This window comes from Rhodococcus sp. BP-241 (assembly GCF_019836145.1).
In the GTDB taxonomy this organism is placed as follows: domain Bacteria; phylum Actinomycetota; class Actinomycetes; order Mycobacteriales; family Mycobacteriaceae; genus Rhodococcoides.
The window spans coordinates 664,571-679,825 of sequence record NZ_JABUEI010000002.1 but is presented as its reverse complement, the minus strand read 5'-3'; the positions used below and the strand labels follow the sequence as shown (position 1 = coordinate 679,825).

Here is a 15,255-nt window from a genome sequence, read left to right as displayed (position 1 = left end):
TTACTCACCCGTTCGCCACTCGTGTACCCCGAAGGGCCTTACCGTTCGACTTGCATGTGTTAAGCACGCCGCCAGCGTTCGTCCTGAGCCAGGATCAAACTCTCCGTTGAAGACTCTTATCAACCCCCGGCTAGAAACCAGGAAGTCAATGAAAACTAGAGAGCCAAATCCAGCAATAAAACTCACGCCAGCAATAACTCCATTGCTGACAAAAAAGAACCGGTCCCTCCCCGACGGGAAGAAGGAGAAGAACCAGCAAACCAAAACAAAATATTGGCACTGACATTCATCGACACACTGTTGAGTTCTCAAAGAACACGCACACACCACCACCACCCACACGAAGCAGGAGGATCCGGGGCAACCGTTCCAGCCTAACCACACCGCAACACCCGAGTCAAACACCAGGCACCACGTGGATCAGGAAGTTGGACTGTACGCTCAGCCTACACGACGTGCAGACGAGCCTTTTCTGTCCGATCGGCCATGCGACTCCGTCCCACCTCGTTCGCCCAGCCCCGTAAGGCCTTCGGTCGGTGTCCGTGTCGCTCTGACTCGAAGAAAGTTACGCCTGCGGACCGCTCCATGCAAATCGGCAGGTGTTCCGCGGTCCACGCGGCGTCAGCCCAGGTCAACCCGTATGTCGGCTCCCGCGCCCGCTCGCCCTGGACCTACAGACCGACTATGACGCCGCTCACATCGGTGGGGATGCCGCGCCGATCTCGTCCAGATCGGGCGCCGGGACGGGTTCGCCGACCTGCGTCGTCAACGGGAGGACGCCGGCCCACACTCCCCCGGCGGCGATATCCCCCTCGTCGTCGCTCGGTCCGCCCGACCGTGCCTTCACCGACGCCTCGTACAGCGGCAGTGCCACCACGCGAGTCGCGGCCAGCTCCTTGCGAGTGTTGGCCCTGACCACATCGGTCCGGCCGGGGACCAGCTGGTTCACGATGAGATCGAGTGCGACGGCGCGCTCGCCCTCGTCGTCCACGACACGGGGTGTCCCCCGCACCACGGCACTCCGGTAGTTCATCGAGTGATGGAACGCGGAGCGCGCCAGCACCAGCCCGTCCAGCACCGTGATGCTCACGCAGACGTCACCGGGAGCGCCCAGGGTCGTCGCGGCCACCGAGCCGTGGAGGTACAACGTCCCTTCGGCATCGGGACCGTCCAAGTCGTAGGCGAACGCAGTCGGGACGACGAGGGGACTTCCCTGCACCACCACTCCGAGGTGACAGAGCTGTGCGGCGTCGAGCACGTCCGTCAGAGCAGCGCGATCCGCCTGGGCGCGCGCTCGGTTGCGTCGCAACGTCGTTCGGGGTGTCGGGGAGAGAGCTGTCGCCGTCGACGAGGTGTCGGGCCGCCGGCCATGGGCATCGTGCATCGTCATGCGAATCAGTGTGCGGATCACAGTGGTCCGCTGTCACGGTCCACTTCGATACTGTTCGGCTGGACCACTTCGACCAGCGGGAAGGCATCGACGTCATGGCCTCACACGCGTTACCACTCTCCGTGGACCGATCCTCGACGCGTCCACTCCCGTTGCAGATCGCCGACGCACTACGCACCGCCATCGTCGACGGACTTCTGGTCGCCGGCGATCGTCTCCCGTCGACCCGATCGCTGGCCGCAGAGCTGTCGGTCTCCCGCGGCGTCGCCGATCAGGCCTTCGACCAGCTCGCCGCAGAGGGATGGATCGAGGGCCGCGCCGGATCCGGGACATTCGTCTCCCCCGACCTGCGGTCCGTCACACCGACCGCCGCCGCCGTATCCGACGCGCGTCCACGCGCAGAGGCGGACAGCGCTCTCCCCACGCTCGCGCTTCGACCGGGCATCCCCTGGACACCGCCCTCCGCGACCGCGGCATGGCGGCGGGCGTGGCGCATCGCCGGCGCGGAGCCCGCTCCCCCCGGTTACCCCGATCCGGCGGGGCCCGTCCATCTTCGCCGCAGCGTGTGTTCGCTGCTCGGCCGCGCGCGCGGAATGAGCGTCGATCCCGATCGCGTGGTCGTGACGACGGGTGCCACCCATGGGCTGACTCTGGCACTCGCGGCGATGCGCGCGGACCGTCCGGACCCGAGACCTGTTCTGGCGATGGAGGATCCGGGATATCGGACTGCGGCGTCGGCGGCGATCGCGATGGGCTGGGACCTGTACGACGTCCCCGTGGATGCCGGCGGCATGAGGGTCGACACGCTCGTGTCCACGCCCGAGACGACACGCGCCGTGTACGTGACACCGTCTCACCAGTACCCCACCGGCGGAACCCTCGACGTGGGACGTCGTGCCGCGCTCATCGCCCATGCGCAGAGCACCGACACCGTCGTCGTCGAGGACGACTACGACTCCGAGTACCGCTACGACGTTGCGCCGCCCCCCGCCTTGGCGCACCTTGATCCGGATCGCGTCGTCTACCTCGGCACCATCGCCAAGACCCTGGGCGCAGGCGTGCGACTCGGGTGGATGGTGCTGCCGTCGTACCTCGTCCGGCCGGTGCTCGACCACCGCCTGGCCACGGGCGACTTCCCGTCGACACCCCTGTGCTCGGCGATGACGTCACTGCTCGACGATGGCGAGTGGGATCGCACGGTGCGAGCGGCGCGGCGGCGCTACCGCGATCACGATGCAGCAGTACGGGATTCGCTGTCGCCGTTCGGTGAACTCCGTGGCCTGGGCGCGGGTATGCACACGACACTCGTCCTGTCGCCGGGACGAGCGGAGGCGGTCGCCCGCGGCGCAGCACACCGCGGAATCGAGGTACCGACCGTGGCGCTGTCCACTCGATCGCACACCGACGTGGGCGGGTTGGTGATCGGCTACGGCCGACTGACCGACACGGAGCTCCGAACGGCACTCACCGTTCTGGTCGACGAACTCCGACGCCACCGTGACTGACGCGCAGCGGCGCGAGCGTCACTGCACGCGTTCGATGTCTCCGCCGAGATCCTGCAGCTGCTCGACGAACCGCGGGTAACCGCGGTCGATGTGATAGACGTCGTGCACCTCGGTGGTGCCGTCGGCCACGAGGCCGGCGAGCACCAGACCGGCGCCCGCGCGGATGTCCGAGGACCAGACCGGTGCACTCGACAGCCGCGACACTCCGCGGACCACCGCGTGGTGGCCGTCCGTTCGCGCGTCGGCACCGAGCCGGATCATCTCCTCGACGAAGCGGAACCGGGCCTCGAAGACGTTTTCGGTGATCATCGACGTGCCGTTGGCCACCGAGGCGAGGCCGATCGCCATGGGCTGCAGGTCCGTCGGGAACCCGGGGAACGGGAGCGTGGCGAAGTTGACGGCCACCGGTCGTTCCTCCTGCACGACGCGGAATCCGTCGGGGCGGAGGGTGACGGTGCTGCCGGCCGCCTTCAGCTTGTTGAGCACGAGGGTGAGGTGCTTGGGATTGACCCCCGACACCGTGACATCGCCACAGGTCATCGCCGCGGCGATGCCCCACGTCGCGGCCACGATGCGATCACCGATGACGCGGTGTTCGGTGGGCTTCAGGCTGGGGACACCGATGATGGTCAGCGTCGGAGTTCCGGCACCCTCGACGCGAGCACCCATCTTGTTCAGCATCGCGCACAGATCGGCGATGTCCGGCTCGCGGGCAGCGTTGTCGATCACGGTCTCGCCGTCGGCCAGCACCGCCGCCATCAGGATGTTCTCGGTCGCGCCCACGGACGGGAAGGCCAGCCGGATCGTCGCGCCGTGCAGCTTCTCCGCTGTCGCGACCACACACCCGTGCTCGATCTCGCTGTGCGCGCCGAGCAGGCGCAGACCCGACTGGTGCATGTCGAGCGGACGCGAGCCGATGGCGTCGCCGCCGGGCAGTGCCACCACGGCCTTGCGACACCGCGCGACCAGCGGTCCCAGGACGCACACCGACGCACGGAACTGGCGTACCGCCGCGAAGTCGGCGTGATACTTCGGCTCTGCGGGGGTGGTGATGCGCACGGCATCCCCCTCGAGTTCGACGTCGCACCCCAGCCCACGGAGAACGTCGGCCATGAGGGGGACATCGAGAATGTCGGGGCAGTTGGTGAGGGTGGTCGTGCCCTCGGCGAGCAGCGCCGCGGCCATCAACTTCAGCACGCTGTTCTTCGCCCCACCGACCGACACGTCGCCGGAGAGACGACTACCGCCGGTGACCAGGAAACGTTCACTCACGACGTCAACAGTAGAGGCATCGGTCGTCGATCAGAGCATCGGCCGACTGCCAGTAGGGTTGATCCATGGCGGTTCACCTGACCTCGATCTACACCCGTACCGGCGACGACGGGACGACGGGTCTCAGCGACTTCTCCCGCGTCTCGAAGAACGACCCGAGGGTCGTGGCCTACGCGGAGTGCGACGAACTGAACGCTGCTCTGGGACTGGTGTTGGCGGTCGGATCACCGCCCGAGGGCGTGGCGACGGTGTTGCGCCGGATCCAGAACGATCTGTTCGATGCCGGAGCCGACCTGTCGACTCCCATCCAGGAGAACCCGAAGTACCCACCGCTGCGCGTCACGCCGGAGTACGTCACGCGGCTCGAGACGTGGTGCGACGAGTTCAACGACACTCTCGCGCCGCTGACCTCCTTCGTCCTTCCTGGCGGGACGGCTGCGTCCGCGTTTCTACACCAGGCGCGCACCGTCGCGCGACGGGCGGAGCGGGCAGCGTGGGCCGCTGTCGAGGCACATCCCGAGACGACGGGGCCGCTGCCGGCGACCTATCTCAACCGACTGTCGGATCTGCTGTTCATTCTCGGGCGGGTCACCAACCCGGACGGCGACGTCCTGTGGAAGCCGGGCGGCGAGCGTTCGCGCGATTGACCACGGGCCCGAGCGAGCGAGGTGTCAGGCCGGGCCGCTGCCCGGCATGTTGCGCTGCGACCGGTCGGACGGCCTCGACTCGAGCCACGACGTGAATGCAGTGAACGGGCCACGCTCCATGGCGATCTCGTAGCGGCGGTCCCCCGCGTCGAGTTCGACGATCGCGGTCTCGTCACTCATGATGTCGAACTCGGAGCTCTGCGGACTGCGCCGCTCGCCCTGGATCAGAGTCTGGCGGATCATGCGGCGGTCCGGACCCGGACGCAGACTCGACAGCTTGTAGAACACGAGCACGTTCTCGCCGTAGCGGACGATGCCGTGACGCCACCCACTTCCCGCCGCGGCGGGAAGACTGCGCAGGATCACGGCAGTGCCCCCGCGGCGGAGAAGCACCAACCGATACAGAAAAGCCGCGGCGAGCCCTCCGAGCAGCACGACCAGAACGACAAGCACTGTCATCCAGGACGTCATCTCTTCGGAACCCGCCGCGGCTTCTTCTCGTGTACCTAGGCCCGCTCGACCGCGCGGACACGCCCGCGTGCGATCGCGAGCGCCTCCTCGTCGTCGGAGCCCTCGGACAGCACGGACCGCGCAGCCTCGACGTCGATGTCCTCCGCGAACTCGGCGGACTCGGCGAGGATGGTGACGGTCCGGCCGGTGACCGACAGGAAACCACCGTGCACGGCGGCGACGCGCCGTTCACCGTCGCCCGTCGTGATGGCCACGGTGCCGCCCTCGATCAACTGACCGAGAACCGGCTCGTGTCCGGCCATGATGCCGATCTCGCCCTCGGTGGTCTGAGCGCTGACCAGCGTGGCCGTTCCCGACCACAGGCGTTCCTCGACTGCGACCAGTTCGACGTCCATCTCAGCCATCTCGGACTACTTTCCGGAGATCTTCTTGGCTGCGGCCTCGACGTCGTCGAGTCCACCGCAGCTGTTGAAGGCCTGCTCGGGAAGGTGGTCGTACTCGCCCTTGGTGACCTTGTCGAACGCCTCGATGGTGTCGGCCAGCGACACGACCGAACCCTCTTCACCGGTGAACTTCTCGGCGACGATGAAGTTCTGGCCGAGGAACTTCTCCAGACGACGGGCACGGGAGACCGTGACCTTGTCCTCCTCGGACAGCTCGTCCATACCGAGGATGGCGATGATGTCCTGCAGCTCCTTGTACTTCTGCAGGATGCGCTTGACCTCGTTGGCGACGCGGAAGTGCTCGTCTCCGACGATCGACGCCTCCAGGATGCGCGAGGTGGACGTCAGCGGATCGACAGCGGGGTAGATGCCCTTCTGCGAGATCGGACGCGACAGCTCGGTGGTGGCATCGAGGTGGGCGAAGGTCGTCGCCGGTGCGGGGTCGGTGTAGTCGTCGGCGGGCACGTAGATCGCCTGCAGAGACGTGATGGAACGACCACGCGTCGAGGTGATGCGCTCCTGGAGCTCACCCATCTCGTCGGCGAGGGTGGGCTGGTAGCCCACGGCGGACGGCATGCGGCCGAGGAGAGTGGAGACCTCGGAGCCTGCCTGCGTGAACCGGAAGATGTTGTCGATGAAGAGCAACACGTCCTGGTTCTGCACGTCGCGGAAGTACTCGGCCATGGTGAGAGCCGAGAGGGCGACGCGCATACGCGTGCCCGGCGGCTCGTCCATCTGACCGAACACCAGGGCGGTGTCCTGCAGAACGCCCATCTCCTCCATCTCGAGGTGGAGGTCGGTGCCCTCACGCGTGCGCTCACCGACGCCGGCGAACACCGACGTGCCGGAGAACTCACGTGCGATACGGGTGATCATCTCCTGGATGAGCACGGTCTTGCCGACGCCTGCGCCGCCGAACAGACCGATCTTTCCGCCCTTGACGTACGGGGTCAGGAGGTCGATGACCTTGATGCCGGTCTCGAGGATCTCGGTCTTGCCCTCGAGCTGATCGAAGGCCGGGGGCTTGCGGTGGATGCCCCACTGCTCGCCGTCACGGCCGAGTCCGGGGCTGTCCAGGCAGTCGCCGAGGGCGTTGAACACGTGACCCTTGACGACGTCACCGACGGGAACCGAGATCGGCTTGCCGGAGTCGACGACGGGGGTGCCGCGGACGAGGCCGTCGGTGGGCTGCATCGACACGGTGCGCACGAGGTTGTCGCCGAGGTGCTGTGCGACCTCGAGCGTCAGCGTCTTGGCGACGGCCTTCAGCTCGATCTCTGCGTTCAGCGCGTTGAACAGCGCGGGGATGGATCCACGGGGGAACTCGATGTCGACGACGGGACCGATGACGCGCACGACGCGCCCGTTCTCGGACGACTTGGCGCCGGAACCCGTGCTATCGGTTACTGCTGCGGTCATGTTCAGTCTCTTCCTGAGCTCGCGGCAAGCGCGTCGACGCCGCCGACGATCTCGCTGATTTCCTGGGTGATCTGAGCCTGGCGTGCCTGGTTGGCCTGGCGTGACAGGGCATTGACCAGATCGTTGGCATTGTCCGTGGCGGCCTTCATCGCGGTGCGACGAGCGGCCGACTCGGATGCCGCCGCGTCGAGCAGTGCGGCGTAGATGCGGGTGCTCACGTACTTCGGGAGCAGCGCGGACAACAGCGTGTCCGCCTCCGGCTCGAAGTCGTACTGCGCGGTGACCTCCTTCGACGACGGCGAGTCGCTGAGCATGTCTGCACCCAGCTCGATCTCCTCGTCGTCGTAGTCGATCTCCAGAGGAGCCATGCGGCGCACCGTCGGCTTGAGCGACAGCATCGACACGAAGGTGGTGTAGACGATGTGGAGTTCGTCCACACCCTCGACCGTGCCCTCGCCGTTCGGTGCCTCGATCTCCTCGCCGGACCCCGCCATGAACAGCTGGACGAGGTGCTTGGCGGCCTTCGCGGCATCGGTGTACGCCGGCTGCTGCGAGAAGCCCGTCCACGCGCCCTTGACGTCGCGATCACGGAACGTGTAGTACGTCAGGCCCTTTCGGCCCAGAACGTAGATGACCGGCTCCTTGCCCTCGGACTTGAGGAGCTGCTGGAGCTCCTCGGCCTCACGAAGGATGTTGGAGTTGTAGCCACCACACTGACCCGAGTCGCTGGTCACGACGAGCACGGCGGCCCGCTTGGGCTCCGCACGCTCGGTGAGCAGCGGATGGTCCAGCGAACCCGAGGCACTGGCCAACGCCGAGAGCACCTTGGTGATCTCGGTGGCGTACGGCTTCGACGCCTCGACGCGGGCCTGCGCCTTGGTGATGCGCGAGGTCGCGATCAGTTCCTGCGCCTTGGTGATCTTCTTGATCGAGTTGGTCGACCTGATCCGGGAGCGCAGCTCACGAATGCTGGGCATCTGTCACCTCACTCCCTGTTCGACGTGCCACGGGTCCGCTCATCACTTGCTGACAGTCTTGCGAGTGACGGTGACCTTCTCCTGGTCGACGTCGCCCTTGTCGAGCGCGTCGGCCTCTGCCTCGTTGACGATCCGCTCGCCCGAGGACGTCAGGAAGCCCTGCTTGAACTCGTCGGTCGCCTTCGTGATCGCGTCGGCGGCCTCGTCCTTGAGAACCTTGCCGCCGGCGATCGCCTCGTAGGCGCTCGACGCGTTGCGGTGCAGATCCTCGAGGAGCTCGCGGTTGAAGCGACGAACGTCCTCGACCGGGACCGTGTCGTAGTAGCCGGCGTCGACGAGGTAGATCGAGACGATCTGGTCCTCGACGGACACCGGGGTGTACTGGTCCTGCTTGAGCAGCTCGACCCAGCGGGCACCGCGCTCGAGCTGCGCCTTGGACGCGGCGTCGAGGTCGGACGCGAAGGCGGAGAACGCCTCCAGCTCGCGGAACTGAGCCATCTCCAGACGGAGCGAACCGGCAACCTTCTTCAGACCCTTGGTCTGCGCCGCGCCACCGACTCGGGACACCGAGGTACCGACGTTGATGGCGGGACGGACACCCTTGTTGAAGAGGTCCGACTCGAGGAAGACCTGGCCGTCGGTGATGGAGATGACGTTGGTCGGGATGAAGGCCGAGATGTCGTTGGCCTTGGTCTCGATCAGCGGCAGACCCGTCATCGAACCGCCACCGAGCTCGTCGGACAGCTTCGCGCACCGCTCGAGCAGACGGGAGTGCAGGTAGAAGACGTCACCGGGGTACGCCTCGCGGCCCGGCGGGCGACGCAGCAGCAGCGAGATGGTGCGGTACGCCTCGGCCTGCTTGGTCAGGTCGTCGAACACGATGAGGACGTGCTTGCCCTGGTACATCCAGTGCTGGCCGAGGGCCGAACCGGTGTACGGGGCGAGCCACTTGAAGCCGGCCGAGTCGGACGCGGGAGCGGCGACGATGGTCGTGTACTCCATGGCGCCGTGCTCGTCCAGAGCGGACTTGACGCCCGCGATGGTCGAACCCTTCTGGCCGATGGCGACGTAGATGCAGCGCACCTGCTTGTCGGCGTCGCCGGTCTCCCAGTTGGCCTTCTGGTTGATGATGGCGTCGACGCAGACGGCGGTCTTGCCTGTCTTGCGGTCGCCGATGATCAGCTGACGCTGGCCGCGGCCGATGGCCGTCAGGGCGTCGATGGCGGTGATGCCGGTCGCGAGGGGCTCCTCGACGGGCTGGCGCTCGAGCACCGATGCCGCCTGGAGCTCCAGGACACGCTGTTCGTTCGACTCGATGTCACCGAGACCGTCGATGGGCTTGCCCAGCGGGTCGATGACGCGTCCGAGGAAGTTGTCGCCGACGGGGACCGAGAGGACCTCGCCGGTGCGCTTGACTTCCTGGCCTTCCTCGATGTGCTCGTAGTCACCGAGGATGACGGCACCGATCTCACGGTCGTCGAGGTTCAGTGCCACGCCGAGGATGCCGCCGGGGAACTCCAGCAGCTCGTTCGACATTGCGGACGGGAGGCCCGTCACGTGAGCGATTCCATCGCTCGTGTCGGACACCAGACCGACCTCTTCACGAGAGGACTCCGGTGCGTAGTTCGCTGTGTAGCTCTCGATCGCGCTACGGATCTCGTCGGAGGAGATCGTCAACTCCGCCATGTTTTCCTGCTCTCACTGTCTGGTGTTTCGTGGCCGGACCGGCTGTGCGGTCGACGTCCGAAACGCGGGGTGGGGCTTGTTACCGAACTGGGCTTGCTACAGAACTCGGGTGCTGCGATGCGTACCGCTCACCGGAGCGACTTCCTCAGGGAGGCGAGACGACCCGCACCACTGCCGTCGATGACCTCGTCGCCGACACGGACGACCAGTCCGCTCAGCAGTTCCCGGTCCACCTCCACGTGGACGGTCACGGACTTGCCGTAGAAGCCTTCCAGCCTGGACGTGAGCCGAGAGATCTGATCGTCGCTCAGCTCGGTGCTGCTGCGGACGTGAGCGACCTCCTTGTCACGACGAGTGGCCGCGAGTGCGGACAGTTCGCCGAACACGGATGCCGGTGCAGCACCCTTCAGTCGGCCGACGGCCTGGATCGCCAGGGCCTCGGTGATCGCGGTGACCTTGCCGTAGAGCAACGTCGACAGGAGCGATCCCGACGCTTCGGCGGGCTTGCTTCGATCGGACAGCGCCTGCTCGAGGGCAGGATCGCCGGCGATGATGCGGCCGAGACGGAACAGCTCGTCCTCCACGGTGCCCAACTGATCCTGGTCCTGCGCCGCGCGCAGAAGTGCCTCACGGCCCAGGAGTACGAGCGAGTCGGTGAGGTCACGGGCCGACGACCAGTTCTGTGCGACGGCGGCCTGCAGTGCGGCGGTGGCCGCTGCACCGATCTTGCCGTCGAACAGGCGGCCCGCGAGCGCGCGTCGCGCGTCCGGAGCAGCCGACGCGTCCGCGAGTGCGGCGCGCAGTGGACGCTGTCCGTCGAGCACCGACACGACCCCGAAGAGGTCGGATCCGGCGCCGGCGGCAGCCGACGTCGCATCCGACGCCGCATCGAGCTCGGCCGTCAGGACGGTGCGGGCCTCGGCGAGGGCTTCACGACTCGCTGCGTACATGGTGCTCACTTCCCGCTAGCGGAATCTGCGCCGACAGAATCGAGTTCGTCGAGGAAACGATCGATCGTGCCGGCACGCTTGACGTCGTCGGACAGCTGCTCGCCGATGACCTTCTCGGCCAGCTCGACAGCCGTACGGCCCAGATCGGCACGCAGTTCGGTGACGATCTGCTGACGCTGAGCCGCGAGCTGCTGGTGACCGGAGGCCACGATGCGGTCGCTCTCCGCCTGTGCACTGGTCTTCATCTCCGCGAGGATCTGCTGACCCTGGGTGCGTGCGTCTTCACGGATCTTGGCGGCTTCCTGGCGTGCGTCGGCCAACTGGGCGCGGTACTGCTCGAGCGCCTCCTTGGCTTCGGCCTGTGCCTCTTCGGCGCGCTTGATCCCGCCTTCGATCTTCTCGGACCGCTCGGAGAGCACCGTCTGGAATCGCGGGAGCACGAACTTCCAGAAGAAGAACCCGATGACGGCGATGCAGACCGCAGACCAGACGATGTCGTAGGTCGCGGGGAGGAGAGGATTGATGTCCTCTTCCCCCTCCGCTGCTGCGAGGACTGCGAATGTCGACATGGCGATCAGAAAATGAAGCCGGCGACGAGGCCGATCAGCGCGAGGGCCTCGGTGAATGCGATACCGAGGAACATGTTGGTGCGGATCTGGCCGGCGAGCTCGGGCTGACGCGCGATGCCCTCGATGGCCTTACCGACCACGATGCCCACGCCGATGCCGGGGCCGATGGCCGCGAGGCCGTAGCCGATGGCTCCGTAGCCTGCGCCGGTGACTTCCTGTGCTTCCTGCGCGAGGTAGGTGAGGCTCATTGTGATGTGTTCCCTTTCTGTTGCCCACGACCGGTCGGCAGCGGGTCAGGTCTGTCTGGTGGCTGGAGAGTCGGTGGGTGGGTCAGTGCGAGTCGGCGTGCAGGGCGAGGTCGATGTAGACCGCCGTCAGCAGCGCGAACACGTAGGCCTGCAGGAAGATGACCAGCAGCTCGAACAGCGTGAAGCCGAATCCCGCGACGAGCGAGAACAGGCCGAACACCTTCATGCCGGTCGCCGCCTCGAAGAAGAAGAACTGCGTCGCGCTGAAGAACAGCACCAACATGATGTGGCCGGCGAGCATGTTGGCCATGAGTCGCACGGTCAGCGTGAAGGGCCGCAGGATGAACGTCGAGATGAACTCGATGGGGATCAGCAGCAGGTGCAGCGCGATCGGCACGTTCGGAACGACGATGCTGCTCTTCACGTACTTGAAGAACCCGTACTTCTTGATACCGACGTAGTTGAAGACGACGTACGCGAGGGCTGCCAACACGATCGGCATGCCCACTCGGGCATTCGACGAGATGTTGATGAAGGGGATGACACCCGAGAAGTTGAGGAACAGCACCGCGAAGAAGATGGTCGCGATGACGGGCAGGAAGCGCTTGCCCTGCTCCTTGCCGAGAACCTCGTCTGCGATCTGATCCTTGACGAAGCCCAGTGCGAGCTCACCGACGTTCTGGATACCGCGGGGCACGATCTTCGGGCTGCGCATCGCGAGGCTGAAGAACGCGAGAAGAACGACCGTCATGATGATGCGGACCAGCATCAGCCGGTCGAGCTCGAACGGGGTGCCCTCGAACAGGATGGCCGGTGGGAAAAAGTCGGACAGTGACGGCGGATGGAACTCCGCGGCCAAGTTGGTGACGCTCAGCGGTCTCTCCCGTGTTCGGCCGCGGGCGAAGGACACCCGCGGTTCGATCGGACATATGGCATTCGGGCACGATCGAGCTAGGACGATCTACAAGTCGACTCGGGTCGGCTCGAGTAGTCGTCAGCCGCGTCGGACCGTGCTCACGGTCCCGCGTCTGTCGGGTGTCGGCGACTTCGTCGACTCGGTGACGCGACGTCTCGAAACAGACGCTTCGTCGCGGTACACACTCTCACATGGCGTGGACTACGAGAAACAGCTTCGGTGACGTCGATCACCTGCAAAGACGGTTCCGGGCGGCGCGATGTGTCCGTTACGCCCGGTAAGCCCTCGCTCGAAAGGAACTTTATCAACACAACACGCTGAGTTGTGTCGGGGGTCGCTCCGCGGACGACACTACTACAAAATGTCGTACTACTGAACGTCCGAGTCGGGGTCGCCCGCGGGAGAATCGACGTACGGAACACGCTGCCGGAAGATGCCGTACATCTCGGCGCCCAGGACGATGACCAGGGATGCGAGCACCACGATGCCCAGTGTCGGGCGGTTGTAGAAGTCCATCCCCCGCAGCAGTCCCAGCACGATCACCGCGATCAGCATCTTCACGATCCACCCGCCCAGCAGGACGGCCCCGACCGCGGTCGGCGGCAACTTGGCTGAGAACAGGACGGATGCGGCGGTGGCGAGGATGAACAGACCACCGACCGCGGACCCGAGCAGCGCGCCCCACAGACCCTCGAGGCCGGCGACGAGCACCGCGATGATCGCGGCGACCACGGCGAGGCCGAGCAGGGCGATGACGCCGTACCGGACGGCGGCGCGGAGCGGTGCGGTGGAGGACGGGATCGGTGCGGGCGAGAAGGTCACGACACGCAGGTTACCGGCGGCCCGGATCCCGGAACGACGGCACCGCGGTGACCACCAGGGCGAAGACGAGTCCGCCGGCGAGCAGCAGCACCACGAGGCGGCGATCGAACAGGGACGCGCCGACCGCCCCGAACGCGAGCACACCGACCCACAAGTAGATGAGCAGCACCACGCGGCGATGCGAGTGACCGATCTGGAGCAGACGGTGATGCAGGTGCATCTTGTCCGGGCTGAAGGGGCTGCGGCCTGCACGCGTGCGACGCACGATCGCGAGCAGCAGGTCGAGGATCGGGATGAACATGATCGCGCCCACCAGCAGCAACGGGGTCAGCAGACCCAGGAGGTCCCGCGTGCCGTAGGCACTGAGCCCGATACGTCCGGACGCACTGGTCGCGACGGTGGCGAGCATGAGGCCGATGACCATGGAACCCGAGTCGCCCATGAAGATGCGCGCCGGCTGGAAGTTGTGCGGCAGGAACCCCAGGCACGCACCGGCGAGGGCCGCGGCGATCATCGCGGGCGGGTAGGCGCTGACGTCACCGCCCTGCTCGTGCAGCAGTCCGACGGAGAACAGACAGATGGCCACCGCGGCGATCAGGCCGACGCCCGCGGCGAGGCCGTCGAGACCGTCGATGAAGTTCATCGCGTTGATCATGACCACGGCGATGAGCACGGTGACGAGACCCGCCTGCAGCTGGTCCAGAATCAGCGTCGACCCCTCGCCCCACGGCAGATACAGCAGGTACCAGCTGACGCCCATCAGCACCAGGACACCGGCCGCGGTGACCTGACCGGCGAACTTGGTCAGCGCGTCCAGGCCCCACCGGTCGTCGACCACACCCACGGCCATGATGATGAACCCGGAGACCAGGGCCGCCTGGACGTCCGTGGTGAACTCGAACCCTCGGGTGAGGGCCGGCAGCTTCTGCGCGAAGAGCAGCGCGACGAGCAGCCCCAGGTAGATACCGATACCCCCGAGCCGGGGCGTCGGGGTGACGTGGACGTCGCGCTCACGCGGTACGGCCACCGCGCCGAAACGCAGAGCGCCGAGCCGGACGGCTCCGGTGACCAGGAACGTCACCACCGCTGCCGTGAGCATGACGAGAAGAAGCTCGCGGATGGGGACACCGGCGCCCCCGTCCGACTGCGCCAGGAGCGCACTCGCGTGCGCGGGCACGGCCGTCACCACGGTGACTCCCGCGGCGGAGCCGAGTGCGGCATTCGTCAGGCGCTTCCGGCGACGAGCGACTCGGCGGTCACGCCGAGGACCTCGGCGATCTCGCTCGTCGAGACCGCGCCGACGCGGAGAATGCGCGGGGTGTCCCCCGTCAGGTCGACGATCGTCGACGCGAGCGCATGCTCGGCCGGACCGCCGTCGAGATACACGGCCGCGGACCCGCCGAGCTGTACGCGGGCGTCCTCCGCCGTGACGGCGGGCGGGCGGCCGGAGATGTTCGCACTCGAGACGGCCAGGGGGCCCACCTCGCGCAGCAGTTCGAGAGCCACCGGATGCAGCGGCATGCGGAGCATGACGGTGCCGCGGGCGTCGCCGAGGTCCCACGCGAGCGACGGCGCCTGGTGCACGACGAGACTCAGGGCTCCGGGCCAGAACGCGCGGATGAGATCGCGCGCCGCCTGCCGCACTCCCAGCACGAGGCCGTCGATCGTGTGCCAGGACCCGACGAGCACCGGCACCGGCATGTCGCGGCCGCGCCCCTTTGCGCGGAGCAGATCCGTGACGGCGCTGCTGTCGAAGGCGTCCGCGGCCAGCCCGTACACGGTGTCGGTGGGCATCACGACCAGTCGGCCGGACGACAGCGCACGCTTGGCGGCATCGAGACCTGCCGCGCGAGAGGCGGAATCGGAGCAGTCGTAGACGGTGGACACCCGGCCCATCTTGCCACTGCGTGCACGGCACGCCTGCGCAGCGGTGGCGCGAT

Annotated in this window: 16 protein-coding genes and 1 rRNA gene; 2 read left to right on the top strand and 15 right to left on the bottom strand. The window is 66.7% G+C overall.

The window, feature by feature from the left end:
• A 16S ribosomal RNA gene (locus tag HQ308_RS06440) occupies positions 1 to 110 on the bottom strand; the annotation flags it as partial.
• 584 nt (positions 111 to 694) lie between these two features.
• Positions 695 to 1,390 carry a pyridoxamine 5'-phosphate oxidase family protein gene (locus HQ308_RS06435; RefSeq protein WP_261775759.1) on the bottom strand — a complete coding sequence of 232 codons (696 nt, stop codon included), beginning with the start codon at positions 1,388 to 1,390 and terminating at the stop codon, positions 695 to 697.
• A gap of 95 nt (positions 1,391 to 1,485) precedes the next feature.
• Between HQ308_RS06435 and HQ308_RS06430 the strand changes: the two genes are divergently transcribed.
• A complete protein-coding gene (locus tag HQ308_RS06430) occupies positions 1,486 to 2,895 on the top strand; it encodes a PLP-dependent aminotransferase family protein (protein ID WP_222645933.1) in 1,410 nt (469 codons plus the stop codon).
• An 18-nt stretch (positions 2,896 to 2,913) separates the two neighbouring features.
• On the opposite strand, the gene murA is transcribed toward HQ308_RS06430, so the two are convergent.
• On the bottom strand, positions 2,914 to 4,167 hold the full coding sequence (gene murA, locus HQ308_RS06425; RefSeq protein WP_027507211.1) for a UDP-N-acetylglucosamine 1-carboxyvinyltransferase: 1,254 nt from the start codon (positions 4,165 to 4,167) through the stop codon (positions 2,914 to 2,916).
• A 65-nt stretch (positions 4,168 to 4,232) separates the two neighbouring features.
• On the opposite strand from murA, the gene HQ308_RS06420 reads away from it, so the two are divergent.
• A complete protein-coding gene (locus tag HQ308_RS06420; protein ID WP_027507212.1) occupies positions 4,233 to 4,814 on the top strand; it encodes a cob(I)yrinic acid a,c-diamide adenosyltransferase in 582 nt (193 codons plus the stop codon).
• 24 nt (positions 4,815 to 4,838) lie between these two features.
• Here HQ308_RS06420 and HQ308_RS06415 read toward each other — a convergent pair whose 3' ends face one another.
• From HQ308_RS06415 to HQ308_RS06360, 12 genes are all read right to left on the bottom strand, one after another.
• Positions 4,839 to 5,273 (bottom strand): DUF2550 domain-containing protein, encoded by a 435-nt coding sequence (locus HQ308_RS06415; RefSeq protein WP_231476479.1) that lies wholly within the window; start codon positions 5,271 to 5,273, stop codon positions 4,839 to 4,841.
• Positions 5,274 to 5,320: 47 nt separating this feature from the next.
• Positions 5,321 to 5,689, bottom strand: a complete 369-nt coding sequence (locus HQ308_RS06410; protein ID WP_027507214.1) for a F0F1 ATP synthase subunit epsilon — start codon at positions 5,687 to 5,689, stop codon at positions 5,321 to 5,323.
• A gap of 6 nt (positions 5,690 to 5,695) precedes the next feature.
• The gene (gene atpD / locus HQ308_RS06405) at positions 5,696 to 7,147 is read right to left on the bottom strand and encodes a F0F1 ATP synthase subunit beta (protein WP_027507215.1); all 1,452 of its coding nucleotides are present in this window, start codon (positions 7,145 to 7,147) and stop codon (positions 5,696 to 5,698) included.
• A 2-nt stretch (positions 7,148 to 7,149) separates the two neighbouring features.
• The gene (locus HQ308_RS06400; protein ID WP_027507216.1) at positions 7,150 to 8,124 is read right to left on the bottom strand and encodes a F0F1 ATP synthase subunit gamma; all 975 of its coding nucleotides are present in this window, start codon (positions 8,122 to 8,124) and stop codon (positions 7,150 to 7,152) included.
• Between the two features lie 42 nt (positions 8,125 to 8,166).
• On the bottom strand, positions 8,167 to 9,810 hold the full coding sequence (gene atpA / locus HQ308_RS06395) for a F0F1 ATP synthase subunit alpha (RefSeq protein WP_027507217.1): 1,644 nt from the start codon (positions 9,808 to 9,810) through the stop codon (positions 8,167 to 8,169).
• 128 nt (positions 9,811 to 9,938) lie between these two features.
• A complete protein-coding gene (locus tag HQ308_RS06390; protein ID WP_222645932.1) occupies positions 9,939 to 10,769 on the bottom strand; it encodes a F0F1 ATP synthase subunit delta in 831 nt (276 codons plus the stop codon).
• Positions 10,766 to 11,329: a F0F1 ATP synthase subunit B gene (locus HQ308_RS06385; protein ID WP_027507219.1), complete on the bottom strand. Its 564-nt coding sequence runs from the start codon at positions 11,327 to 11,329 to the stop codon at positions 10,766 to 10,768. The genes HQ308_RS06390 and HQ308_RS06385 overlap by 4 nt, the downstream gene beginning before the upstream one ends.
• Positions 11,330 to 11,334: 5 nt before the next feature.
• Positions 11,335 to 11,577, bottom strand: a complete 243-nt coding sequence (locus HQ308_RS06380; RefSeq protein ID WP_027507220.1) for an ATP synthase F0 subunit C — start codon at positions 11,575 to 11,577, stop codon at positions 11,335 to 11,337.
• A gap of 82 nt (positions 11,578 to 11,659) precedes the next feature.
• Entirely contained in the window at positions 11,660 to 12,385 is a 726-nt protein-coding gene (gene atpB, locus HQ308_RS06375; protein ID WP_037187440.1) for a F0F1 ATP synthase subunit A, read from the bottom strand.
• 477 nt (positions 12,386 to 12,862) lie between these two features.
• The gene (locus HQ308_RS06370; RefSeq protein ID WP_197027871.1) at positions 12,863 to 13,324 is read right to left on the bottom strand and encodes a hypothetical protein; all 462 of its coding nucleotides are present in this window, start codon (positions 13,322 to 13,324) and stop codon (positions 12,863 to 12,865) included.
• Between the two features lies 1 nt (position 13,325).
• Positions 13,326 to 14,414 (bottom strand): glycosyltransferase family 4 protein, encoded by a 1,089-nt coding sequence (locus HQ308_RS06365; RefSeq protein WP_081821490.1) that lies wholly within the window; start codon positions 14,412 to 14,414, stop codon positions 13,326 to 13,328.
• A gap of 125 nt (positions 14,415 to 14,539) precedes the next feature.
• Complete coding sequence (locus HQ308_RS06360) at positions 14,540 to 15,202, bottom strand: L-threonylcarbamoyladenylate synthase (RefSeq protein WP_027507224.1); 663 nt, start codon at positions 15,200 to 15,202, stop codon at positions 14,540 to 14,542.
• Between the last annotated feature and the right edge of the window lie 53 nt (positions 15,203 to 15,255).